The following is a 23,602-nucleotide window of genomic DNA, read 5'->3' as shown; positions in this document are numbered from 1 at the left end:
GGGACGCTACTGTCCGAAGAGGGCGCGCAGCCGAAATTGGAATAGTCTTGACAGATATTGGTATATGGAATTGGTGTATACCAATTCCATCGCCCTTTGAAAGCCGTTCGGAGCCTTCCATGTCCATCGCCTTCGACCGCGGCACCGTTCTGTCCGGGCTGGAGCCGACACGTGCAGCACTGCCGGCGGCCTTCGCGCTAGGGCAGGAACTCGCTCCGCAGATCGACCGCGTCTATCTGGTCGCCTGCGGCTCGGCGAACCGGGCCATGCTCGGCATCCAGTACTGGCTCGAGCGCTATTCGCCGGGCATCGAGGTCCGGCGTTATTTTCCGGCCGAGTTCATGGCGATCGACCCGCCGCGGCTCGATGAGCGGACGCTAGTGCTGCTCGCGTCGAAATCCGGCACGACGCCGGAAACCGTGGCGGCCGCTCATTTCCTCAAGGACAGGCCCTGTCAGATCGTTGCCTTCAGCCAGTATGGCGACAAACCGCTGGCGCAGGCGGTGCCGCAGCATTTCCTCGTCGGCAGCACCAGCGAATCCTTTGCCGCCATGTTCATGCTGATGCAGGCGCTGATCGGCGGCCTGATGACCGCGAGGGAGGGCTGGCCGCTCGGCGCCAAGCTGCTTGCCTCGCTCGATGCGCTCCCTGCGGCGATGTGCGATGCGGCTGAGCAGAACGAAGCGCGCGCGGCGGCCGATGCCGTTACTTATGCGGGTGATGACCACATCTACCACGTCGCCTCGGGGCCGGGCTTCACCACGGCCTACGTCTTCGGCGTCTGCATCCTGATGGAGATGCTCTGGCTGCACAGCTATCCGATTGAGGCGGCCGAATTCTTCCACGGCCCCTTCGAGATCGTCGATCGCGAGACGCCGCTGATCCTGATCACCGGCGAGGATCCGAGCCGGCCGCTGATGGAGCGGGTCGTGAGCTTCTGCGACACCTATGCCGGGCGCGTGATGAAATACGATTCCCGCGACTTCTCGATGAGGGGCATTGACCCGGAAATCCGTGCCATCGTCGCGCCCTATATCCTGCAGGCGGCGCTCAAGCGCATGTCGGCGCATCTTTCGGTACTCCGCAACCAGCCTCTCACCACCCGCCGTTACATGTGGAAGGTGGCGTACTGATCTGGGAGTTGCCGCGATGGCGCACAGGCTGCTCGGACTGGGGGACAATACGGTCGACACCTATGTCGATCGCGGCCTTCAGTTCCCGGGCGGCAATGCCGTCAACGTCGCGGTGCAGGCGAAGCGGCTCGGCGCCGAGACGGGCTATCTCGGCTGCTTCGGTTCGGATGCGGCCGGTACGCTTCTGAGCGATGCGCTGACACGGGAAGGCGTCGACATCGCGCGCTGCCGGATCAGGCCCGGGCGCAACGCCCGCGCCTTCATCGGACATCATGGGCAGGACCGGCGCTTCCTGCGCTCCGAGCGTGGCGTGCGCGGCGACTGGGGATCGTTCGACGGTGACGACCTCGCCTATATCGCCAGCTACGATATCGTTCATTCCAGCATCTACAGCGAGCTCGGCGACGCGCTTTCGGTCGTCCGCGGCGCGGCCCGGCGGCTATCCTATGATTTCTCGGAACGCTGGACCGACGAGAACCTCGCCGCGACGTTGCCGGCGGTCGATATCGCCTTCCTGTCGCATCCCTCCGCATCGGACGAGGAGTGTCGCGCGCTGCTGACGCGCTGCATCGGGCTGGGGCCGGGGATGGCGGTGGCGACGCGCGGCGCGAAGGGGGCGATGGCGCTCGCTTCCGGCAGCTTCCATGCGCAGGGAGCCACCCCTGCATCCGTGGTGGATACGCTCGGCGCCGGCGACGGTTTCATCGCCGCCTGTCTGCTGGCCATACTGGATGGAGCCGGCATGGCCGCCGCATTGGCTGCCGGGGCCGGCCACGCGGCGCAAGTCTGCGGCTATCAGGGCGGTTTCGGTCACGGCGTGGCGTGGTCGCACACGGAAGCGGCGGCGCTGTAACGGGAGGAAGGCAGAGATGGCGTGGCGGATCGGGATCGACTCCGGGGGCACCTTTACCGATGTCTGCCTGTTCGATGACGTGACCGGCATGGTCGCCGTCTGGAAGGTACCGTCGACGCCTGACGATCCCTCCCGCGCGATCGCGCGCGGCACGCAGGAAGGCGTCGAGCGCGTCGGCGCGAGCCCCGGCGACATCGTCTATTTCGGCCATGGCACGACGGTCGGCACCAATGCGCTGATCCAGCATCGCGGCGTGAAGACAGGCCTGGTCACCACCGAGGGCTTCCGCGACCTGATTGAGATCGGCCGGCAGAAGCGGCCCGATCTCTACGATCTCCAGGCGGACAAGGCTCCGCCGCTCGTCACCAGGGATCTGCGCTTCGGCGTCGCTGAACGGGTCCGCCATGATGGTTCGGTCGAAACGCCGCTGGACGCGGGCGCTGTTCGCCAGGCGGCGCGGGCGCTGAAGGAAGAGGGCGTCAAGGCGGTCGCGATCGGCTTTCTCTACGGCTTCGTCAGGCCGGAACACGAGGCGGCCGCCAAGCGCATCGTCGCGGAGGAGTTTCCCGAAGCCTTCATCTGCGCCTCGCATGAGGTCGCGCCCGAGTTCCGCGAATACGAGCGCATCTCGACCACGGTGGTCAATGCCTATCTCGGGCCGGTGATGCAGGGCTATATCCGCCGCCTCGCCGAGCGGCTGAAGGAGCTGGGGCTCAAGGCGACGCCGCATCTGACGCAGTCCAATGGCGGCGTCATCGGCTTCGACATGGCGGCGCGGTTGCCGGTGCGGACGGTGCTGTCCGGCCCCTCGACCGGTGTGGTCGCGGCGCAGGCGATCGGCGCGATGATCGGCATCGAGAACCTGATCACCTTCGACATGGGCGGCACCTCTTCCGACGTGGCCCTGCTCAACAATGGCGAGGCGAAGCTCGCCTCCGAAGCCAATGTCCACGGCTATCCGATCAAGGCGCCGATGCTCGACATCCATACGGTCGGGGCCGGCGGCGGCTCGCTCGCGGCGATCGATTCCGGCGGGCTGCTCAAGGTTGGGCCGCGCAGCGCCGGCGCCGATCCCGGGCCGGTCTGCTACGGACGCGGCGCGACGGAGCCTGCCGTAACCGACGCTAATGTCGTGCTGCAGACGCTGAACCCGACGCATCTGCTCGGTGGCCGCATGGCGATCGACCAGGAACTGTCGAAACAGGCGATCGGCCGGCTGGCCGACAAGCTCGGCCTCGATCTGATGGCAACGGCGCAGGGCATCATCTCGGTCGTGACCGCCAATATGGCCAAGGCGATACGCGTCATCAGCGTTCAGCGCGGGCACGATCCGCGCGACTATGCGCTGGTCGCCTTCGGCGGGGCAGGGCCGTTGCACGCTGCGCGCCTCGCGCGCGATCTCGACATGAAGCGTATCGTCGTGCCGCGCAATCCCGGCATCGGTTGCGCGCTCGGCCTGCTCCTGACCGATCTGCGCGCCAACTTCGCCACGACGCGGCTGGCGAAGCTCTCCAATGCGCTGATCCCGGATATGGCGGACATCTTCACCGCCTTGCAGGAGCAGGCGGAGCACTGGTTCGCGGAGGAGGGCGTGGCGTCGGGCGATCGCCGGCTGAAGCGCACCGCCGATCTGCGCTATCACGGCCAGAACTACGAGCTCGCCATCGACGTGCCGGAGGGGCCGATCACGCCGGTGACGATCGCCGCGCTGGCCGAGGGCTTCGCCCAGGCCCATAAGCGGCTCTACGGCTTCGTTGCGGAGGGCGAGACGGTGCAGCTCGTGACCTATCGCGTCGAGGCGGTGGGCCTCGTGCCGAAGGCGGCGTTCCAGCCTCAAGCCGATGCCGGGCCGGAGTCGGAGCAGGCTGTCATCGGCCGCCGCGAGGTCTGGTTCCCCGAGGCCGGCGGCTTCGTTGCCTGCCCGATCTACGACCGCGACAGGCTGAAGGCCGGCAACCGCATTGCGGGTCCCGCGATCATCGAGCAGATGGATTCGACGACCGTGCTGCTGCCCGGCATGACCGCGACGGTCGAGCCCTATCTCAACCTGATCCTGGAGATGCCGTGATGAATGTGAGCGCATCCGTCAGCGTCGATCCGATCACCGTCGAGGTCATCGGCTCCGCCTTCGCCTCCATCGCCGAGGAGATGGGCGAGGCGCTGGTCAAGGCGAGCTATTCGACCAACATCAAGGAGCGCCGCGATTGCTCGACCGCGCTGTTCGACGCCGAGGGGCAGACGCTCTGCCAGGCCGAGCACATCCCGATGCATCTCGGCTCCTTCATCGGCATCATCCCGCATATCCTGAAGCGCCATCCGGTCGCAGAAATGAAACCGGGCGACGTCTTCATCGGCAACGACGCCTATGAGGGCGGCGGCACGCATCTGCCCGACATCGTGCTGGCCGAGCCGGTGTTCCACGAAGGCGTCATGATCGCCTGGGCGGTCAACACCGCGCACCACTCGGATTTCGCCGATCGCGGCCACGCTCACATCTATCAGGAGGGCCTGCGCATCCCGCCGATCCGCCTCTATGACGGCGGCGTGCTGATGAAGGACGTGCAGGAGCTGATCCTGCTCAACTGCCAGGTCCCGCGCGAGCGCCTCTCCGACCTGCGCGCCCAGATGGCCGCGAACCGCCTCGGCGTCGAGCGGCTGCGCGCGCTCTGCGACAAATACGGCCGCGGCACGGTGCTGGCCGCAGGCAAGGCGCTGCAGGATTATGCCGAGCGCAAGATGCGCGCTGGCATCGCCTCGATCCCGGACGGGGTCTACCGCTTCTCGGATTCCTTCGACAATCCAGAGATCGACACGCCGCTGACCTTCTCCGTCGAGATTACCGTCAAGGGCGAGGAGATGATGCTCGCCTTCGACTCGCCGCCGCAGATGCGCGCCGGCTTCAACATGGTCTACACGGCACTGCTCTCGACGGTGTACTACGCCGTCAAGACGGTGGCCGACCCGACGATCCCGCCCAATGCCGGGCTGGCGCGGCCTCTGACCGTCACCGCGACGGAAGGAACGGTGCTCAATTGCGTGCATCCCGCCGCGGTCAACGGCCGCATCGCTGCTTGCCAGCGCGTGGTGGACCTCATCCACGGCGCCCTGGCGCAGGCCGTGCCGGAGCGAGTGATCGCGGCCTGCTCGGGTGCGGTGGCCGCGGCGACCTTCGCGGGTGAGCAGCCAGGCAGCGGCGAGCTCTGGGTCTATCTCGAGACGATCGGCGGCGGCTCCGGCGCACGGGCGCACAAGGATGGGCTCGACGGCGTCCATGTCCACATGACCAACACCTCGAACCTGCCGGTCGAAGCTCTCGAGGTCGAGTATCCGCTGACCTTGCTGCGCTACGAGCTGGTCGACGGCTCGGGCGGAGCGGGACGCCAGCGTGGCGGCATGGGGCTGCGGCGTGTCTACCGGGCAGAGGCGCCGTGCCGGCTCAATCTCGACAATTCGCGCCTGACCACCCGCCCATGGGGTCTTGCCGGCGGCGGGCCGGGGCAGGGCGGTGCCTTCCGCTTCAGCGAAGGCGTGGAACCCTTCGTCAAAGGCGACGGTGCGCTGGAGGCCGGGCAGATCGTCGAGATCATCACGCCGGGGGGCGGTGGTTATGGCCCACCAACCGAACGGAGTGTCGAGCTGCAGGCGAAAGACCGCGCTGAGCAACGCTACTGAACCGGGATGCTTCAGCTCGCCTAGGGTCTGTCCTCGCCTCTCACGGGCTGCCAGTCAGTCGCCGGAGGTCTGCGATCGCGCCGATACGCACTCGTCGCAAGCCTTGGCCACCAGAAACGAAGTTCTTCGATCCATCCTGCCGGCATATTGTGCACGCTTGCCAAAAGGCGGAGGCAACTATGCGAGCATTTTTGGTCGTGCTTCTCTGCACGGCGATATCGACGGCAAGCTCGGCGGCAGACACCCTGGCACGGGCTCGCGAGACAGGTACATTGCGGCTTGGCTTCCGGGTTGATGCACCGCCGTACTCCTATCGTACGACCAGAGGGGATCCTTCCGGATATATCGTCGATCTCTGCCGCGAAGTCGCTGCCGGCGTGAAGAATACGCAAGGTATCGCTTCACTCAAGATCGAATATGTCGAGGTCTCGTCCACGGATCGCCTGGAGGCGCTGCGGGATGGGAGGATCGATATTCTTTGCGACCCAACTTCGATGACCATGTCGCGTCGCGCCATCGTTGATTTTTCGCTCCCGACCTTCATTGATGGCGCCGGAGTCCTTCACCGGGTCAACGAAGTCGTCCGCCTTGAGGATCTGCGCGGCAAAAAGATTGGCGTTCTGCGGAGCACGACGACCGAGGAAGTCCTGAAAGCGACGCTGGCGCAACTCGGAATCCAGGCCGAGATCGTTCCGATGCAGACTCATCCAGACGGTGTCCGGAACCTATCCGCGGGAAAGATCGACGCATATTTCGCGGATCGCGGCATCCTCAGCTATCATGTATTTAACAGCCCGAACCGCTCCGGTATGAAGCTTTCCGACCAGTATTTCACGTTTGAGACCTATGCGCTGGCCCTGCCGCGCGGCGATGAAAGGCTGCGCTTGCTTGTCGATGCCACGCTGGCGGAGCTCTATCGCACGGATCGTGTGAAGGAGATTTATGCCCGTAGCTTCGGAAGCTTCCCGCCCGATCAGTTTACGCGTGCCCTCTTCGTCATCAATGGCGTGCCGAAGTAGCGCGGGACAGGGGATATTACACCTGCCGATGACGGGCCCTAGATAGCCGCGTGTCCTATCGGACGCGGTAACGGCGATCTATGTAATTGTTATCGCATCGGATTTTTCCGAAAAGTGGATTCCACTTTTCGGAAAAATCCGATGCGATAGCAGGCATCATCGCCGAGCCGGCGGCGATGGCCCGGTACCTCGCCGACTGGCATGTTGCCGGTATGTGTTGGCATGGCCCTGTGACGACCAAGGCCTTAGCCGTTATCGAGCTGAACCGGAACGCCACGGAGCGGGCAACGGAAAGTTACCCAGTGGCAGGCCCCGCCTGTCGCGCAGGGCGTCCATGGTCAGACGGTTCCCGCGTCGACGATGAAGTTCTGGCCCGTGCACATGCGCGCTGCGTCGGAAGCAAGGAACAGGATCATCGCGGCGATGTCCTCGGGCTCGATCGCGCCCTTGATCGCCTGTTGTTCTTGCGCCTGGGCCCAGCGTTCGGGTGTCAGGCGCTCGGCGCGCTGGCGCGGCGTCATCACCCAGCCGGGCGTGACGCAGTTGACGCGGATACGGTCCGGCCCGAGCTCGCGCGCCAGCGAACGGGTGAGGCCGATGACCGCCGATTTCGCCGTGGTGTAGGCAATCAGATCGGCCGAGCGTTTCATCCAGGACGTGGAACTCAGATTGACGATCGCGCCGCCGCCGAGCGCCGCCATACCGGGCGCAAGCTTCTGGGCAAGGAACATCATCGGCCGCAGGTTCACGGCGAAACGGTCGTCCCAGTAATCCGGCGTCACGCTCGCAAAGGCGTGCCGCTTGTCATGGCCGGCGTTGTTGACGAGGATCGCGGCCGGGCCGAGCCTTGCCCCCAGGGCATCGGCCGCTGCCAGCGCGGCATCGATGTCGCGCAGGTCGGCGTGGGCGAAGGCAACTTCGGCGCCTGTTGCCCGCAACTCGGCTACGAGCGCTTCACCGGCATCGGCCGCGATGTCGATGAAGCCGACGCGGGCTCCCTGGCGAGTGAACGCGACGACCGTGGCGCGGCCAATTCCGTCGGCCCCGCCTGTGACCAGGACGCTGCGACCCTTGAGATCCGGATAGATGGCTTCCAGCGTCATCCTGCAAACCCTGTCGAGGGCAGGCCGGGGACGGGGGCCGGCGCGGCGAAGAGGCCGCCGGAGAAGGGCGCTTCAGCCAGCACGCGGGAAGGCAGGCGGATGCGCGCCGTGGTGATGAAGAGGGTCGAGAGGTCGGCCCCGCCGAAGGTCAGGCTGGTCGGGCGCGGCACGGGCAGGCGGATATCGCGGTCGCGGCGACCGTCCGGCGTGAAGCGCCGCACGCGCCAGCCATCCCAGAGCGCGCACCAGATGAAGCCTTCGCTGTCCACCGCCAGGCCATCGGGGCGGCCCTCGGCCGGGTCGATCTCGGCGAAGATGCGGCGCCCGGAGACCGCGCCCGAAGTCATGTCGAACGCATAGGCGTAGATGCGGCCAGGCGCGCTGTCGGTGAAGTAGAAAGTGCGGCCGTCGGGGCTCCAATCGAGGCCGTTGGCGACGCGGAAGCCGCTATCGGCGCGCTGCCAGCTCAGATCGCCGCGTATCATGTAGAGCGAGCCGGTGGGCCTGGCTGCATCGAGGCTCATCGAGCCGGCCCAGAGCCGGCCTTGCCGGTCGCATTTGCCGTCGTTGAAACGGTTGTCCGGCAGGTCGGCCTCGGGGTCGACGAGCGGGGACAGGGCGCCGCTGGCGAAATCGAAGCTTTCCAGCCCCTCCTGCGTCAGCGCCGCAAGCCCGCCCTGCTGCCTTTCGATGACAGCGCTGACGAGGCGCGGCAGCCGCACCTCCTGGTTGGTGCGCGTCGCCGGATCGAAGCGGTGGACGGCCGGTGCCAGGATGTCGACCCAGTAGAGGCGCTGCTCCGCCATAGACCAGAGCGGGCCTTCTGCCAGATGCGCGCCCCAGGGCAGGACGCATTCGGCGTCGCTGTCGCTCTGCCGGTGGGCTGGGGAGGGCGGCGCGATGTTAACGGGCATGGCGCCGACATTGCCGGAGATCTGGCGCGCCGCCGCCATCAGGTCGCGCCCCGTCGTGAGCAGGCGGTCGCTGGAGAGCCGCGCCGCCGGGCCGAAGATGCCGATCGCGGCGATGGCTCGGCCGGTATGGTCGAAGATCGGCGCCGCCGCCGAGGAGACGCCGGGGACGTGCTCCTCCTGCGAGACGGCATAGCCGCGCGCCCGGGCGAGGGCGAGATCGGCGAGAAGGGCTTCCTCGTCGGTGATTGTGGCGGGGGCGTAGCGTTCGAGCTTGATCCGGTCGAGCAGGGCGCGGCGCTCATGTGGCTCGGCGAAGGCGAGGAGCGCCTTGCCGCCGGCGGTGCAATGGAGAGGTGCGCGCCTGCCGGCCTCGATGCGGAAGCCGAAGGCGCCGCCGCGGCTGCGCTGGTCGATATAGAGCACCTCGCCGCCATCGATGGCGCAGAGCGCGACCGTTTCGCGCGTTTCCTCTGCCAGCCGTTCCAGCATGGGGGCGGCGGCGCCGCGCAGATCGAAGGATTCCCAGACGCGATGGGCGAGTTCGAACAGCCTGTGGCCGAGCCGGTAGGTGTTGTCGCTGTCTTCGTGCCGGATCAAACGGAACAGCAGCAGCGTGTTGAGGAGCCGGGCCAGCGTGCCTTTGGCGAGCCCGGTCGCGGCCTGCAGATCCTTGAAGCGCGGCGGCGTCGGGTGTTCGCCGATCACTTCGAGCAGGTAGAGGCCCTTGGCCAGCGCCGCGGCGCCGACCGGGACGTCGCGCTCCTCCGGGGGCAGGACGCGCTCTTCCTGCATCCTCAGGCCGCCTTCGCGCGGGCCGCCCGCGCCGCGGCGGCCTCCGCGATCATCCGCTCGATCGTCCATTGCGGCTCGAAACCCAATTCGGCCCGAATCCGGGCATTCGAGGTTTCGTAGAACACGCCGGAACCGGGCAGGTCGACCGTTTTCAGCGGCAGCCCCGTCGCCCGCGCCATCAACGGCAGCGCCTCGGCGAAATCAACGGGCGCGGTGGCGCCGAGATTATAGGTGCGCCCTGCCGCCTTCTCGCTGCGCAGCGCGAGCAGGATGCCGTCGACCATGTCGCGGGCATCGGTGATGTGCATGCGGAAGGGCCGGCCGTTCTCGTTGCGGGAGAGGACGAGCGCGGGCGTGCCGTCATCGACCGCCTTCAGCGCGGCGACCGCGGACGCGTTGCCGAAGCCCTCCTGCTGGCCGATCTTCGGGTGCAGGAAGAAGCGCGGGCCCGAGAAGAAGCTGGTCTCGTCGAGCAGCTCGGCTGCGTCCTGCGTGTGCGAGAAGCGCAGGATCGTCGCCGGGATGCCGGCGCTGCGCTCGGTGAAGCGGACGATCTCCTCGCCAAGCTGCTTCGACAGGCCATAGGTCGAGCGCGGCTTGAGCGGATGGTCCTCGTCGAGCGGCAGATAGTCCGGGACATTCTCGGGATAGACCTCGCCGGAGCTGGCGAAGACGATGCGGCTCGGCTTCACTCTAGCCGCTTCCTCCATCAGCACGCGCGTGCCGTCGACATTGGCCCGGAAGAGCTTCTCTGCGTCAGTCGCGAGCCAGGACATGCAGGCGCCGAGATGCAGGATCGCCTCGGCATCCTTCACCGCCTCGCGCGCCGCTGTGCGATCGTCGAAGGCGCCGACGATTTCGCGATAGCCGGGTTGCGAACGGCCGGCGCTGCGCAGGTCGAAGCCGGTGACGGCCTGCCCTTCGGCGAGGAGGCGATCGACGACGCGGGAGCCGATGCGCCCTGCGCTGCCGGTGACGAGAATGGCCATGGCTGCGCTGTCCTCAGTTCAGGGCGAGATGCGTCTTCGCATCGAAAAGATGCAGGCGCGCCGGATCGAAGGAGAGCGGCATCGGCCGGCCTTCCGCGATCGGGGCGGAATCCATGACGCGGGCGATGAACTGGTCGGCCCGGCGGTCGTCGCTGCCGGCATCCTTGAGGGCGGCGCGGTTCTCCTCGGGCAGGTCGAGATAGAGGTATTTCTCGCTGCCGAGGCTCTCGACGAGCTGCGGCGTCGCCTCGAAGGTGACCGGGCCGGCCGCGCCCGCGCTGAGATATTCGGGCCTCAGGCCGACGAGCAGCTCGCGCCCGTCGGCCTCCTTCGCCAGGGGAAGCGCGATCTCGCGCCCGAACAGCCGGGCCGTGCCTGCGCCGGTCAGCTCGGCGCGGAAGAAGTTCATGCCCGGCGAGCCGATGAAGCCGGCGACGAAGAGGTTGGCCGGCTTGCGGAACATCGTGTCCGGATCGGCGATCTGCTGGATCGTGCCATCGCGCATGATCACGATGCGGTCAGCCATCGTCATCGCCTCGGTCTGGTCATGCGTAACGTAGATCGTCGTCGTCTTGAGGCGCTGGTGGAGCGCGGAAATCTCGGCGCGGGTATGGACGCGCAGCTTGGCGTCGAGATTGGAGAGCGGCTCGTCCATCAGGAAGGCCTGCGGCTCGCGCACAATGGCCCGGCCGAGCGCGACGCGCTGGCGCTGCCCGCCCGAGAGCGCCCTGGGCTTGCGGTCCAGCAAATGATCGACACCGAGGATCTGAGCGGCCTCTCGGACTCGCCGGTCGATCTCGGCCGCCGGCATGCGGCGCATCTTCAGGCCGAAGCCCATGTTCCTCCCGACCGTCAGGTGCGGATAGAGGGCGTAATTCTGGAAGACCATGGCGATGTCGCGGTCACCGGGGGCGAGGTCGGTGACGTCGCGCCCGCCGATCCGAACGGTGCCCGACGTGGCCTCTTCGAGCCCCGCGAGGATTTTCAGCATGGTCGATTTCCCGCAGCCGGACGGACCGACGAAGACGACGAACTCGCCGTCTGCGATATCGAGGGTGAAGTCCTTCAGGACCTGCAGCGAGCCGTAGGATTTGGTGACGCGTTCGATGCTGATGCCGGCCATGCGTGCGCTCACTTCTCCGCGCCGGCGGTCAGCCCACCGACGAGGTAGCGTTCGAGGAAGAGATAGATCAGGAGGACGGGCAGGGCGACGACGAGCGAGGCCGCCGAGATGTCGGCCCAGTTCGAGACATACTCGCCCTTCATCGTCGTCAGCCCGAGATTGGCCGTCCAGTTGGTCTGGGCATTGGTCAGGAAGGTCCGGGCATAAGCGTAGTCCGACCAGGACAGGACGAAGCCGTAGAGCGCGGTCGCGGCCAGGCCCGGCGCCGAGACCGGAAGGATCACCCTCACCATCGCGCCGAGCGGCGAGCAGCCATCGACCATCGCCGCCTGCTCGAGTTCGCGCGGGATGGTGTCGAAATAGCCCTTCAGCATCCAGGTGGTGAAGGGCACGATCAGGGTGGCGTGGGCGAGGATCACCGACCAGAGCGAGCCGATCATCCCGGTCATCCGGAAGATGCCGAAGAGCGGAATGACCAGGAGCGTCGCCGGCAACATCTTGGCGGTGAGGATGAACAGGCCGAGCGACTGGCCGCCGCGCAGCTTGAAGCGCGAGAGGCTGTAGCCGGCGAGCACGGAGACGAGCATCGAGAGCGTCACCGCGCCGGCGGCGGCCAGAATGGAGTTGCCGAGCCAGAGCAGGATCGGGCGCTGCTGGACGATTTCGGCGAAGACGTTCCAGCGCGGGGCGCTCGGCCAGAAGGTGGGCGGCAGCGCGCGCAGCTCGGCCGGGGTCGACAGCGCCGTGACCACGAGCCAGTAGATCGGGAAGACGAGGAGGGCGCAGGTCAGCACGACACCCGTGTAGAGCAGCGCACTGCCGCGGAGGCTTCTTCTCATCGGGCGCTCCTCACACGGTCTCGGGCGCGCGGCCCATCAGCAGGCGGCTCGCGATCACGCAGACGATCAGGGTGACGACGCCGACGGCCGAGGCGTAGCCCATCTTGAAGAAGCCGAAGGCCTGCTCGTAGGTCATGATCGAGAGCGTCTGCGTCGCCTTGAGCGGCCCGCCGCCGGTCATGACGTAGATGATCGAGAAATCGCGGAAGACCCACAGCATCACCAGGATCAGCGTGACGCCGAGCACCGGCATCAGCGAGGGCAATGTGATATTGGTCAGACGCTGCCAGGCGTTGGCGCCGTCGACGCGCGCCGCATTGTAGAAATCCTCCGGGATCGACTGCAGCCCGGCCAGCATCATGATCGAGACGAAGGGGTAGCCCTTCCAGATCATGGTGACGCAGACGACGGCGAAGGCGGCTTCCGGCGAGGAGAACCAGTTGATCGTGGTGTTGATCAGCCCGAGCTTGATGAAGACCCAGTTCATCAGCCCGAAAGAGGAATCGAAGATCCACGCGAAGATCACGACCGCCACGACCTCCGGCACCGCCCAGGGCAGGGCGACGAGAAGGCGCGCCAGCGACTGGCCCCTGAAGCGGTTGTTGACCAGCAGCGCCGTGCCCAGCCCCAGCAGGAAGCAGAAGAAGCTGACGATCACCACAAGCTTCAGGGTGATCCAGCTCGCATTCCAGAACTCCGGTGAGGTGAAGAGCCGCTCGTAGTTCGCCGTCGTGAACGGACGCCGCGGCTGGTCGAGCCGCGGGATGCCGACATTCTGGAAGGAGAGGTCGACCGAGACGAATAGCGGATAGACGATGATCAGCCCGATCAGCAGCACCGCCGGCAGCAGCAGGAGGTAGCCGAGCCAGTGGCGCCGACTCGGCCGGGCCAGATCGAGGAAGGCGGGTCGGGGCATCGGTTCGGCTTTCAGGATATGGCGCACGTTCCGCGACAGAGCCCCTCTCCCCTTGCGGGAGAGGGTTGGGGTGAGGGGTCGCGCGACGCTGCCGATGTTGGCGTCCGCCAAGGCGGACACTACGATGCAGGACGGAGCGACCCCTCATCCGGCGCTTCGCGCCACCTTCTCCCGCAAGGGGAGAAGGAAACAGCGTCACTGCTTCTGCAGCGCCTCGGCCTTCTTCTGCATCGTCGCGGCGACGACCTTCGGGTCCAGATCCTGGATGATCATGCGCTGGCTCTCTTCCATGACCATCTTGGCGAACTCGTTGAACTGCAGCTCCAGGCCCTTCGGGATGCGGTCCACCTTCGCGTCGGCTGCCGCCTTGGTCGCCTTCACCAGCAGGTCGAAATGCGGGGTGTCCTTGCTCGCGCCGGAGGTGTCGGCGCGCGGATCGGGCGGAGGCGAAGCGCCGAGTGTCGCATAGGTCGACTGGAACTTGTCGGAGGTGGCGATCGCGATGAAATCCCAGGCGAGCTTCTTGTTCTCGGCCGAGACCTCCGAGGCGATGCCGAGCACGTTCGAGGAGCCGCCGACCGGCGGGCTGAACGGCACCATGCTCAGCTTGATCTGGTTCTTGGCCTTCCCCTTCTGGATGATCGGCCAGAGCCAGGGGCCGTCCATCTTCAGCGCGATCTTGCCGTCGGCGAAGAGCTGCCGGACCTCGCCGGCGGCGAGATCGCGCGGCGTCAGGCTCTCCTTGACGATGGTCTTCCAGCGGGTGAGGCCTTCGACCATCTGCGGCGTGTCGATCGTGACCTTGCCGTTCTCATCGGTCCAGCGCGCGCCGGCATCGAGCGTATAGTTCATCATCTCGGACATGTACTGGCCGCCGCCGCCGCGGGTCTCGTGGCCGGTGCCGAACTGGTCGACGATGCCGTCGCCGTTGATGTCCTTGGTGAGCTTGCGGGCTGCCGCGAGGAATTCCGCGTAGTTCTTCGGGACCTCGAGCCCCTCCTTCTTCAGGAGCTCTTCGTTATAGGCCATGAAGTACCCGAAATAGAGCATCATCACGCAGACGGTCTGCTTGTTCCAGCCGCAGGTGTCCTGGCCGGCCCAGCCCTTCAGGTCGAGTTTGGCGCTCTTGATGTAGGGGTCGAGCGGCTCCAGCCAGCCATTGTCGGCGAATTTCTGGAACTCGAAGGAGGCGAGATGGACGATGTCCGGCGGCTGGCCGCCGGCGAAGAGCGTCGTCATGGTGTCGGCGAAGGCACCACGCTCGACCTTCGTCCATTCGATCTTGACGCCCGGATGGGTTGCTTCGAACTCCTTGATGACGGAGCCCCACCAGTCGCCGGTGCCGCGCTCGTCCTTCTGCCAGGACACGAATTTCAGCACCTTGTTCTGGGCGAGTGCGGGCAGGGCCGTCGTTGTGCAGAGCGCGACGAGCCCAACGGCGGCGAGCCGTTTCCAGCCTGGCATCCTCATGACGTCTCTCCCTCTCGTATTTCTGCCGTGTTGTCCGGCGGTTACGGTCAGTGTTTCACAAGCAGGCGAAGCGCCTCCTCGGAGGGCGCGACGCCGAGGCCCGGCCCGGTCGGCAGGCTGTAGAAGCCGTCGCGGCAATCCATGTCACCGGTGAGCAGGCGCCGGTTCGGCTCGAAGATCGAGTGCTGGTATTCGTGGCAGGCCACCGCCGAAAGCGCCGCGCTGGCATGCAGGCTAGCGGCCATGAACAGGCCCATGCCGATCGTCGCGTGCGGGATGACGGTGAGGTTGTGCGCCTGCGCATACTGCCCGATGCGCATGAATTCGGTGACCCCCTTGTGGCCCATCTCCGGCTGGATGATCGCGCAGGCGCGCCGTGCCACCCGCGGCACCAGATCGTAGACGGTGCGCCATTCCTCACCGGCTGCAATCGGCGTCGAGACCCGGGCGGCGACATGGGCGAGGCCGTCGATATCCTCGGGCTTCACCGGCGCCTCCGCGAACCAGAGGCCGTGCGGCTCCATCGCCCGGATGGCGGAGACCGCCTCCTCGGCGGTGTGAACCCAATGCATGTCGCAGGCGATCCGAGCTTGAGGCCCGAGACGTTCGCGCAGCGTCGCGATCTCGGCGACATTGCCGTCATCCGCGACAGGCGCGGCGAATTTGAAGCTGTCGAAGCCCTTTGCCTGCCATTCCGCTGCGAAATCGGCGCGTTCCGCCCGCATACGCTTGGGCAGGCCCGAGACATAGGCCGGCAGCCGCTCGTGCCGCCGGCCGCCGAGCATGGCGACGAGAGGCCGATCGGCGAGGCGGGCGTTGAGGTCCCAGAGCGCGATGTCGATCGCTGCGAGCGCATCGAGGTAGAAGCCGCCCGTGTAGCCGCGCACCCGCATCAGGTCGTAGAGATCCTCGTGGATCACCACGACATCCTGCGGCGAGCGGCCGACGACATAGGGGCCGAGCAGATCGTCGATGATGGCGATGGCGGCGCCGGGCGCGACGATGCCGTAGGTCTCGCCCCAGCCGACGAGGCCGCCGCTCGTCTCCAGCCTGACCACCACCGTGCGGTCCATGGTCGGGTAGACGGTGCGATTGCCCTTGCGGACGATGTAACCCTTTTCGTTGACGCTCTCGCCCGGGCGCGGGTCGCCGAGATAGACGGTCTCGCGCGGGATCGTCAGCGTATAGACCTCGACCTTGGCGACACGCTCCGCCATGGCGCTATTCCGCGGCCTGAAGCGAGGCGGCGGGCACCAGCAGGTCCGCGACCCGTCCGAGCCAGGCATCGATCTCGGAGCGGTCGACCGCGTCGAAGGCGGGGAGCGGCGCGCGGCAGATGTGGTTCGTCAGGATGCCCCGCCGGGTCAGCACGTATTTGGTGAAGGCCATGCGCAGATTGGCCTGGATCAGCAGGAGCGGCAGGGTGCGCGTGTAGAGGTCGCGCGCCGCTTCGACCGCTCCGCTGCGGAAGGCGCGATCGAGCGCCACATGGACATCGGTGAACTCGGCTGCGGGCATCGCGCCGCAGGCACCGCGGACATATTCGTCGATGATGTAGCGCGCGCCGCCGCCGCCTATCACGCCTTTGAGGTGGGCTGGCTTATCCGCAAGGATCGCGGAGATCGCTGGGCCGGCGGGGATTGTCTCTTCCTTGAGATAGGTGATGGCCGAATTGCCGCTGATGATCTCCAGAAGCACATCGGGCTTCAGATCAGAGCCGCGCGGAGCGGGGGCGTTCTGCAGGACGATCTCGATTCCCGGCACCGCTTCCGCGATCTCTCGGTAGAACGCTGCCACGGCCGCCTTGTCGACGCCGACGGACTTCGGCGCCTGGATCATCACATGCGCGATTCCGAGTGCGCGAGCCCGGCGTGCATGGCCGGCCGCCTCCTCGGCCGAAGGGGCGCTTGCGCCCGCGACGACCGGGATACGGCCCGCGACGACCCGCACGACCTCGCGCAGCAAGGTCTCGCGCTCCTCGGCCGTCAGGTTGTCGACCTCGCTGGCGAAACCCGGAAAGACCACGCCCGTCGCTCCGACATCGAGCGCGAAGGCGGTGATCCTCGCCATCGCGCCCGGATCGATGGTCCCGGCGGCCGAAAAGGGGGTTGGCAGCACGGGAAGGATCCCGTTCAAGTTCATGCTCATCGATTGGTCCAATATATGGATCAGATGTTTTCTTATTTGGATCATAGGAACGCTGCGCGCCGAGCGTCAAGCAGGCAGATGCGTTCTTGCGCGCGGATGCGCCGTCGTCGCCTTTGAACGAACGGTTGGGTCGAGGCGTCTCCGCTGCGCCCAGAGATGGTAGATTGTCGAGATTCTGTGCCGGGGGCTGCGGCAACGGGCAGCCCGCCGTGCTCCAGATGCGCGATTGGGCGGTCGAAGATCGCTCAGTTCGGAAACGCGTCGACTTTGCGTCGAGCCGCCCCGTCGCGGAAGATTCCGGGCGATTCCCGCTGTCCAATCTCGGTCCGGAGGTGGGGCGCCGGAAGGTCCGGCTCAATCCGGCAGGCGCGAGACCACGCCGACGATCGGACGCAGATGCTGCTCCAGAATGGCGAGGGCCTTCTCCTCGTCCCATTCGGTGAGCGCTGCGATCAGGGCATGATGCTCCTTGCTGATGCGCGCGATGCGGGTTGGGTCGGTATGGATCGCGGTCATCGCGACGCGTTGCTGGCGCGCGCCGAGCGACTGGTAGAGTTCAGAGAGCACGATATTTCCGACGGCAGCGACCATGACGAAGTGGAACTGGCGGTTCAGCTCGACCCGGTTGAAATAGTCGTCCTGCGGCATGCGTTCGAGTTCGTCGAGAATCGCCTGCATGTCGGCAGGCAGTGGAATTTCCTCCCGGCAGATGCGGCTGATCGCGTGCCCCTCGATCATGCGCCGGGCTTCGTAGAGATCGAGCAGTTCCTGGGCCGTCACCTGCCGGACGAGGGCGCCGCGGCGCGGGAGCAAGTCGATGAATCTCTCGGCTTCGAGACGATGGAAGGCTTCGCGGACCGGCGTGCGCGAAACACCGAGCGCCGAGGAAATCTCCTCTTCCTCGACAAAGGAGCCGCCAGGGAAGCGGCCGCGCAGGATCTGCTCCCGCACATAGAGGTAGACCCGCTCGCGGGTCGGCTTGCTGCGCGAGGCAGCCGCTTCTTCTGGCTCGATCATCGTCATCGGCGGCGCCCCCTTCATGCGCGGTATAGGGCAGGTCGGTAGTAGACAACAAAAAATCCGCCACGTATACATGGTGCATCAAGAGCGTGCCTCGTTGCGATTCAACGCCGAAGCCGCGCCGGGGAACCTGATGACCGTGCTGCCTCTCATGATGCTGCAGAACCGGATTTCAGACCGAGAGCTCGGGCCCGTCCGGCATGCCGGGTACGCTGGCGCGGCAATTGCTCGTACCCGTCCCGTTCCGCCACGCGTCCCCTTTCCTGGCCACGAGCTGGGATAGTCCGGCGGACCATTGGACATAGCAGCAGAGGATCAGCCGATGACCGTTTCTCGCCGTTCCGTCCTTGGTGCTGGTCTTGCCGCTCCGCTCCTGACGTCGCCCTTCCTGAGCCGTCCCGCACGCGCTCAGCGCTCATCCGGCATCATCCGCTACGGCCTCTCCGCCTTCCCGCCCAATCTGCAGCCATGGGTTTCAACCGGTGCCTCGGCGGGCACGGTGAAGATGCTGATCCACCGCAGCCTCGTCGCTTATGATCCCAAGGGCGAGCTGCGCGGCGAGCTGGCCGAATCCTGGTCACGTGACGCGGAAGGTGCCTGGGTTTTCAAACTGCGGAAGGGCTGCGTCTTCCACAATGGCGAACCGGTCACCGCCGATGACGTAAAGTGGTCGATCGAGCAGATCGCCGGCGAGAAATCGACCGCCTACATGCGGGCGCAGTTCCAGCTGGTGGAGCGGGTCGAGATTCCGGATCCGCAGACCGTGCGCTTCGTCACCAAGGGGCCGCAGGCGACGCTGCCGAGCTGGTTCGCCAACTACAACACCTTCATCATCTGGCGGAAGTCGAACCCGAACGAGCCGATCGGCGCCGGTCCCTTCCGTCTCGTCGGACAGGAGCGCGGCACCTCGCTCGAGCTCGCCGCCTTCGACAAGTTCTACAAGCCGGGCATCCCGAAGCTCAAAGGCATCAATTTCGTCGTCTACGCCGACGAGAACCTGCGCAACGCGGCGTTGATGTCGGGCGATGTCGACATGATCGAATACGTCCCGTGGCAGTCGATGGCGGCGGTGGAGTCCGATCCACGGCTCAGGCTCGACACCCAGGAAGGGCCTTTCATGGATGTGCTGTTCAACGGCACGAAGCCGCCCTTCAACGATCCGCGCGTGCGCCGGGCCGTCGCCCATGCGGTGAAGCGCGAGGACATCGTCAAGGTCGCCTTCTTCGGCCGCGGCAAGCCGCTCGAAGGGGTGCCGATCGTCGAGGGGACGCCCTGGTACGACAAGGAGCTGGCGCATGGCTGGAACTACGATCCGGCGCGCGCCAAGGCCTTGCTGGCCGAGGCCGGCTTCGCCAGCGGCTTCCAGACGACGCTGCTCGCCACGGCTCAGTTCGGCATGCACAAGGACACCGCCGAGATCGTCCAGCAATATCTCGCGGCGATCGGAATCCAGGCGGAGCTGCAGCTGCCGGACTGGTCGACGCGGGTGAGCCGCGGCTCGCGCGGGCAATACGACATCGCGATCCACGGCGTCTCCTCCGACAACAACGACCCGGATGGCTTGACCGTCGTGATGGACACCTCGCTCTCGCCCTCGCATGGCCGCTCCTTCAAGGTGGAGGCGCCACGCACCATCGCGGCACTTGCCGCGGGCAGGGCGGAATTCGACCAGGCCAAGCGCGTCGAGATCTACAGGGAGATGCAGCGCGCCGCGCTGGAGGAGGTGCCGCTGGTCGGCCTCGCCTGGCGGCAGCAGGGCTATGGGATGGACAAGAGCGTGCAGGGGTTCACCAACCTGCCCGGCGCGCTCTCCAACTCCTCCGGCAACATGCTCGAGGAGACTTATTTCGGATGAGCGCGGCCTGGCTCGGACGGCGACTGATCCTGACCTTGCTGACGGCCTGGGTGGTGGCGACGATCGTCTTCCTGGCGCTCCACATGGTGCCGGGCGATCCGGCGGAGCTCCTGCTTTCAACGTCGGGCGCGATGCCCGACCCGGCCTCCGTGGCGGAACTGCGCGAGAAACTCGGACTCGATCGGCCTCTGCTCACGCAATACGGGAACTTCCTCTCCGGCCTGGCGCGCGGCGATCTCGGCAACTCGCTGGTCGACGACTATCCGGTGATGCAGGAGATCGCGCTCAGGCTGCCGCGTACCTTGGAGCTGATCCTGGCGGGAGCGCTGATCGCGGTCGTGATCGGAGTTCCTGCGGGGGTCTACGCCGCGGTTCATCGCGGCGGCGCCTTCGATCGTGTGGCGTCGTGGATCACCGCGCTCCTGCTGGCTGTACCTGTCTTCGTCGTCGGCACGCTGCTGGTGCTCGTGCTGGCGCAGATGCTGCGGCTGATGCCGGCCGGCGGCTATGTGCCCTTCGCGCAGGACCCGGCGCAGCATCTCAAGCTCCTCACCCTGCCGGCGATCGCCATCGCCAAGGGCCTCGCCGCCGTGCTGTTCCGGATGACGCGGGCAGCCACGCTTGATGCGCTCGCGCATGACTATGTCCGCACCGCTCGCGCCAAGGGCCTGTCGCCGCGGCGGGTGCTGATGGTGCATGTGCTGCGCAATGCGCTGAACCCGGTCGTCACCGTGCTCGGCCTGCAGATGGGCACGCTGCTCGGCGGCACCGTGCTGGTCGAGTACGTCTTCAACTGGCCGGGACTGTCGACGCCGCTGCTGCGCGCCGTCGAAGGGCGCGACTACCCGATGGTCGTCGGCATCATCCTGACGATCTCGGTGCTCTTTCTGCTGATCAATCTTCTCGTCGAGCTGCTGCATGCGGCGATCGATCCGCGGGTGCAGGCGGCATGAAACGGCGCGGTCTGGCAAAGCTGGTTGTGCCGGGCGGCTGCGTCGCGCTGATCGTCCTGATCGCGCTTGCCGCACCGCTGCTGCCGCTACCCGATCCGATCCGCCAGGATGTCGCCAACCGGCTCGCCGGGCCGATGGCCGGGTCCTGGCTCGGCCGCGACGAGTTCGGCCGCGATGTGCTCTCGAGGCTGGTCTGGGGCGCGCGTACCAGCCTTTCGGTTGCCTTCGCCTCGGCCTTGGCAGCCGGGCTCGTCGGCATCACGCTCGGGCTGATCGGCGGCTGGGCGCGCAGCTGGGGCGCGTTCCTGACGGTGCGCAGCGTCGAGATCATCATGTGCTTCCCGCCGGTGCTGCTGGCGCTGCTGGTGGTGACGCTGCTCGGCCCCGGGGCCGCGACGCTGATCCTGGTCCTGTCGGTGCTCTATCTGCCCGGCTTTGCGCGCGTGACCTATGCCGAGGTGCTGGCGGTGAAGGGGCGCGACTATGTCGAGGCGACGCGGGCGCTCGGCGCCAGCTCCACGCATCTGCTGTTCCGAACCGTGCTGCCCAACATCGCCGGGCCCTTGCTCGTCCAGTTCTCGTTGGCGGTCGCGGCCGCGGTGGTGATCGAGAGCGGCCTTTCCTTCCTCGGCCTCGGTGTCGTGCCGCCGGCGCCTTCCTGGGGACTGATGATCCGCGGCGCGCGCTCGACCATGGAGCAGGCCCCGCTGCTGCTGCTGTGGCCCTGCGCCGTGCTGACGCTGACCATCCTCGCGATGAACCTGCTCTGCGACGCGCTGCGCGACATCCTCGATCCGCGCACGGCGGAACGCTGAACACCAACCGGAATCAAGGGAAGGACCTCGCCATGGCCGCCAAGACCGAACCTCTCGTCCATATGGGCACCATCACTGGCGGGGAGGCGCGCGAGCTCCTCAAATCCAACCCGGTGATCCTGCTGCCGATGGGCAGCCACGAGGACCAGGGGCCTCACGCCCCGATGGGCGACTATCTCCTCGCCGAGAAGATCGCGGAACTCGCCGCGCTCCAGGCGAGCAAGGCCGGTGTCCGGACGCTTGTCGCGCCGGTGCTGCCTTATGGTGGCGCCGACTGGTTCGGGCCGATGATCGGCGGCATCGCGATCTCGCAGGCGACGCTGACGGCGGTGATCGCCGAGATGGTCGACTCGCTGCATCGCAACGGTTTGACGCGCCTCATCGTCATCAACGGCCATGGCGGCAATGTCGGGCCGATCGCCGAGGTGGCGCGTGACCTCTACCAGCGCGAGCGCATCGTGCTGCCGAGCCTCTATCTCTGGCGGATCGCCTACGGCCTCCTGCCGGGGCTCGTCGGCGCGGAGATGTCGGCCAAGGTCTCCGGCCACGGCGCCGATCCGCTGACCAGCCTGGGCCTGCATCTCTTCCCGGAGCTGATGCGTCCGGACTTCGTGCCGGCGGGCAAGCCGCTGAAGCGCGATCCGGTGCTCGATCTGCCGTTCACGGGCCTAGGCACCGCGAGCTTCGAAGGGGCCGAGGTTGGCGTGCCGCACGAATATGACGAGGTCTATCATGACGGCGTCGGCAAGGGCGATCCGAAGCTGTGCTCGCCCGAGACCGGCGCGAAGATCGCCGAGAAGCTGAGCGAGATCGTCTCCCGCTTCGTCGCGCATTTCGCCGGCAAGGTTCCGGCCTGAGCGGCGGCACGCTCGCCACCGCAGCCCGCTGCTCCGGCGCCGAGCCGGGGCGGTGCCACAGCAGGAGGTTCCGATGATTACCCGCCGTCTCGTCGTTCAGTCTGGACTGGCAACCATCGCCGCGCCCGCCATCCTCAGGGCGCAGACGCTCGGCGGGGCGATCACGCTGATGTCCTATTCCGGCATCTTCCAGGACAACTACACGAAGGCGGTGGTCGAGCCGTTCCTGAAGGCGCATCCGGGCGTGACGGTGAACTATGTGCCCGGCGGCACCTCGGCCCAGATGGTCGGCTCGGTGCGGGCCCAGAAAGCCGATCCGCAGACCGACGTGGTGATCATGGACGTCACCACCTCCAGCATCGGCAACATCGAGGGGCTGTTCGAGAAGCTGACGCCCGCCGAATTCCCGGTGCTGAACGAGCTGTTGCCGGAGGCGCGCGCTGCCGGCGGCGAATTCGGCCCGGCCGTGACCTTCGACCATCTCGTCATCGTGCAGGATGCGGCGCTTAAACCCCAGCTCGCCAAGCTCGCCGATCTCTGGCGGCCCGATCTCAAGGGCCAGATCGCGCTCGCCGCACCGCCGAACATCCAGGGGTTGGCGCTGACGGCCATGACCGAGAAGATGGAGGGCGGCGATTATCGTAAATCCATCGATGCCGCGATGAAGAAGCTCAAGGAGCTCGCACCGGGCGTGAGCACCTTCGATCCGAACCCCGACGGCTATTCGCTGATCCTCAACGGCGTGGCGAAGGTGGCGACCGGCTGGAATGCGCGCGCGCAGCTCTATTCCGACCAGACCGGCGGCAAGATCAACGCGCTGCTCCCGCCGGAGGGCTCGGTCTTCCAGGTCAACACGATCAACCTGACCACCGGCGCGAAGAACCGTGCGGCAGCCGCAGCCTTCGTGGCGCATGCATTGTCGCAAGCCGCGCAGAAGGCCTTCACCGAGCGGATGTTCTATGCGCCGACCAATGGCAAGGCCGAGATCGATCCCAAGGCGCTGGCCCGCACGGCCGCCTCGCCGGAGAACCGCGCCCGGATGATCGGCGTCGACTGGAACGAAATCCTGAAGCTGCGCGACCAGTGGAACAATCGCTGGCGGCGCGAGGTCATCGCGGCGGCGCGCTGAAC

General features: G+C 66.6%; 20 protein-coding genes. 10 read left to right on the top strand and 10 right to left on the bottom strand.

The window, feature by feature from the left end; all coding sequences use genetic code 11:
* Positions 1–119: 119 nt before the first annotated feature.
* From FQV39_RS06040 to FQV39_RS06020, 5 genes are all read left to right on the top strand, one after another.
* Complete coding sequence (locus tag FQV39_RS06040; protein WP_149129463.1) at positions 120–1,133, top strand: SIS domain-containing protein; 1,014 nt, start codon at positions 120–122, stop codon at positions 1,131–1,133.
* 16 nt (positions 1,134–1,149) lie between these two features.
* Entirely contained in the window at positions 1,150–1,986 is an 837-nt protein-coding gene (locus tag FQV39_RS06035; RefSeq protein WP_149129462.1) for a PfkB family carbohydrate kinase, read from the top strand.
* 16 nt (positions 1,987–2,002) lie between these two features.
* Positions 2,003–4,054, top strand: a complete 2,052-nt coding sequence (locus tag FQV39_RS06030; RefSeq protein ID WP_149129461.1) for a hydantoinase/oxoprolinase family protein — start codon at positions 2,003–2,005, stop codon at positions 4,052–4,054.
* Positions 4,054–5,658, top strand: a complete 1,605-nt coding sequence (locus tag FQV39_RS06025) for a hydantoinase B/oxoprolinase family protein (RefSeq protein ID WP_149129460.1) — start codon at positions 4,054–4,056, stop codon at positions 5,656–5,658. Before FQV39_RS06030 ends, FQV39_RS06025 begins: the two co-directional genes overlap by 1 nt.
* A 179-nt stretch (positions 5,659–5,837) precedes the next feature.
* Positions 5,838–6,677 (top strand): amino acid ABC transporter substrate-binding protein, encoded by an 840-nt coding sequence (locus FQV39_RS06020; RefSeq protein WP_149129459.1) that lies wholly within the window; start codon positions 5,838–5,840, stop codon positions 6,675–6,677.
* Between the two features lie 338 nt (positions 6,678–7,015).
* Here the strand turns inward: FQV39_RS06020 and FQV39_RS06015 are convergent, their stop codons facing one another.
* From FQV39_RS06015 to FQV39_RS05970, 10 genes are all read right to left on the bottom strand, one after another.
* The gene (locus FQV39_RS06015; RefSeq protein ID WP_149129458.1) at positions 7,016–7,780 is read right to left on the bottom strand and encodes an SDR family NAD(P)-dependent oxidoreductase; all 765 of its coding nucleotides are present in this window, start codon (positions 7,778–7,780) and stop codon (positions 7,016–7,018) included.
* Positions 7,777–9,486: an SMP-30/gluconolactonase/LRE family protein gene (locus FQV39_RS06010; protein WP_149129457.1), complete on the bottom strand. Its 1,710-nt coding sequence runs from the start codon at positions 9,484–9,486 to the stop codon at positions 7,777–7,779. Before FQV39_RS06010 ends, FQV39_RS06015 begins: the two co-directional genes overlap by 4 nt.
* Before the next feature lie 2 nt (positions 9,487–9,488).
* Positions 9,489–10,475 carry an NAD-dependent epimerase/dehydratase family protein gene (locus tag FQV39_RS06005; protein ID WP_149129456.1) on the bottom strand — a complete coding sequence of 329 codons (987 nt, stop codon included), beginning with the start codon at positions 10,473–10,475 and terminating at the stop codon, positions 9,489–9,491.
* 13 nt (positions 10,476–10,488) lie between these two features.
* Positions 10,489–11,598 carry an ABC transporter ATP-binding protein gene (locus tag FQV39_RS06000; protein WP_149129455.1) on the bottom strand — a complete coding sequence of 370 codons (1,110 nt, stop codon included), beginning with the start codon at positions 11,596–11,598 and terminating at the stop codon, positions 10,489–10,491.
* Positions 11,599–11,606: 8 nt separating this feature from the next.
* On the bottom strand, positions 11,607–12,437 hold the full coding sequence (locus FQV39_RS05995; RefSeq protein WP_149129454.1) for a carbohydrate ABC transporter permease: 831 nt from the start codon (positions 12,435–12,437) through the stop codon (positions 11,607–11,609).
* Between the two features lie 10 nt (positions 12,438–12,447).
* Positions 12,448–13,353 carry a carbohydrate ABC transporter permease gene (locus FQV39_RS05990; RefSeq protein ID WP_149129453.1) on the bottom strand — a complete coding sequence of 302 codons (906 nt, stop codon included), beginning with the start codon at positions 13,351–13,353 and terminating at the stop codon, positions 12,448–12,450.
* A gap of 195 nt (positions 13,354–13,548) precedes the next feature.
* On the bottom strand, positions 13,549–14,823 hold the full coding sequence (locus FQV39_RS05985; RefSeq protein ID WP_149129452.1) for an ABC transporter substrate-binding protein: 1,275 nt from the start codon (positions 14,821–14,823) through the stop codon (positions 13,549–13,551).
* 47 nt (positions 14,824–14,870) lie between these two features.
* Positions 14,871–16,040, bottom strand: a complete 1,170-nt coding sequence (locus FQV39_RS05980) for a mandelate racemase/muconate lactonizing enzyme family protein (RefSeq protein ID WP_149129451.1) — start codon at positions 16,038–16,040, stop codon at positions 14,871–14,873.
* A gap of 4 nt (positions 16,041–16,044) precedes the next feature.
* Positions 16,045–16,971, bottom strand: a complete 927-nt coding sequence (locus tag FQV39_RS05975) for a dihydrodipicolinate synthase family protein (RefSeq protein ID WP_149129450.1) — start codon at positions 16,969–16,971, stop codon at positions 16,045–16,047.
* Between the two features lie 354 nt (positions 16,972–17,325).
* Entirely contained in the window at positions 17,326–17,994 is a 669-nt protein-coding gene (locus FQV39_RS05970) for a GntR family transcriptional regulator (RefSeq protein ID WP_210251177.1), read from the bottom strand.
* A 319-nt stretch (positions 17,995–18,313) separates the two neighbouring features.
* On the opposite strand from FQV39_RS05970, the gene FQV39_RS05965 reads away from it, so the two are divergent.
* The 5 genes from FQV39_RS05965 (at position 18,314) to FQV39_RS05945 (ending at position 23,600) form a co-directional block, all read left to right on the top strand.
* On the top strand, positions 18,314–19,846 hold the full coding sequence (locus FQV39_RS05965) for an ABC transporter substrate-binding protein (RefSeq protein ID WP_149129449.1): 1,533 nt from the start codon (positions 18,314–18,316) through the stop codon (positions 19,844–19,846).
* Positions 19,843–20,799: an ABC transporter permease gene (locus FQV39_RS05960; RefSeq protein WP_149129448.1), complete on the top strand. Its 957-nt coding sequence runs from the start codon at positions 19,843–19,845 to the stop codon at positions 20,797–20,799. The genes FQV39_RS05965 and FQV39_RS05960 overlap by 4 nt, the downstream gene beginning before the upstream one ends.
* Entirely contained in the window at positions 20,796–21,614 is an 819-nt protein-coding gene (locus FQV39_RS05955) for an ABC transporter permease (protein ID WP_210251176.1), read from the top strand. The genes FQV39_RS05960 and FQV39_RS05955 overlap by 4 nt, the downstream gene beginning before the upstream one ends.
* 32 nt (positions 21,615–21,646) lie before the next feature.
* Positions 21,647–22,471, top strand: coding sequence for a creatininase family protein (locus FQV39_RS05950; protein ID WP_210251175.1), 825 nt, complete (start codon positions 21,647–21,649; stop codon positions 22,469–22,471).
* A 73-nt stretch (positions 22,472–22,544) separates the two neighbouring features.
* Positions 22,545–23,600: an extracellular solute-binding protein gene (locus tag FQV39_RS05945; RefSeq protein ID WP_149129447.1), complete on the top strand. Its 1,056-nt coding sequence runs from the start codon at positions 22,545–22,547 to the stop codon at positions 23,598–23,600.
* Positions 23,601–23,602 lie beyond the last annotated feature (2 nt).

Origin of the sequence: Bosea sp. F3-2, from assembly GCF_008253865.1 — a bacterium.
Classification (GTDB): domain Bacteria; phylum Pseudomonadota; class Alphaproteobacteria; order Rhizobiales; family Beijerinckiaceae; genus Allobosea.
The sequence above is the reverse complement of the archived record's forward strand: the minus strand, read 5'-3'. Positions and strand labels throughout refer to the sequence as shown.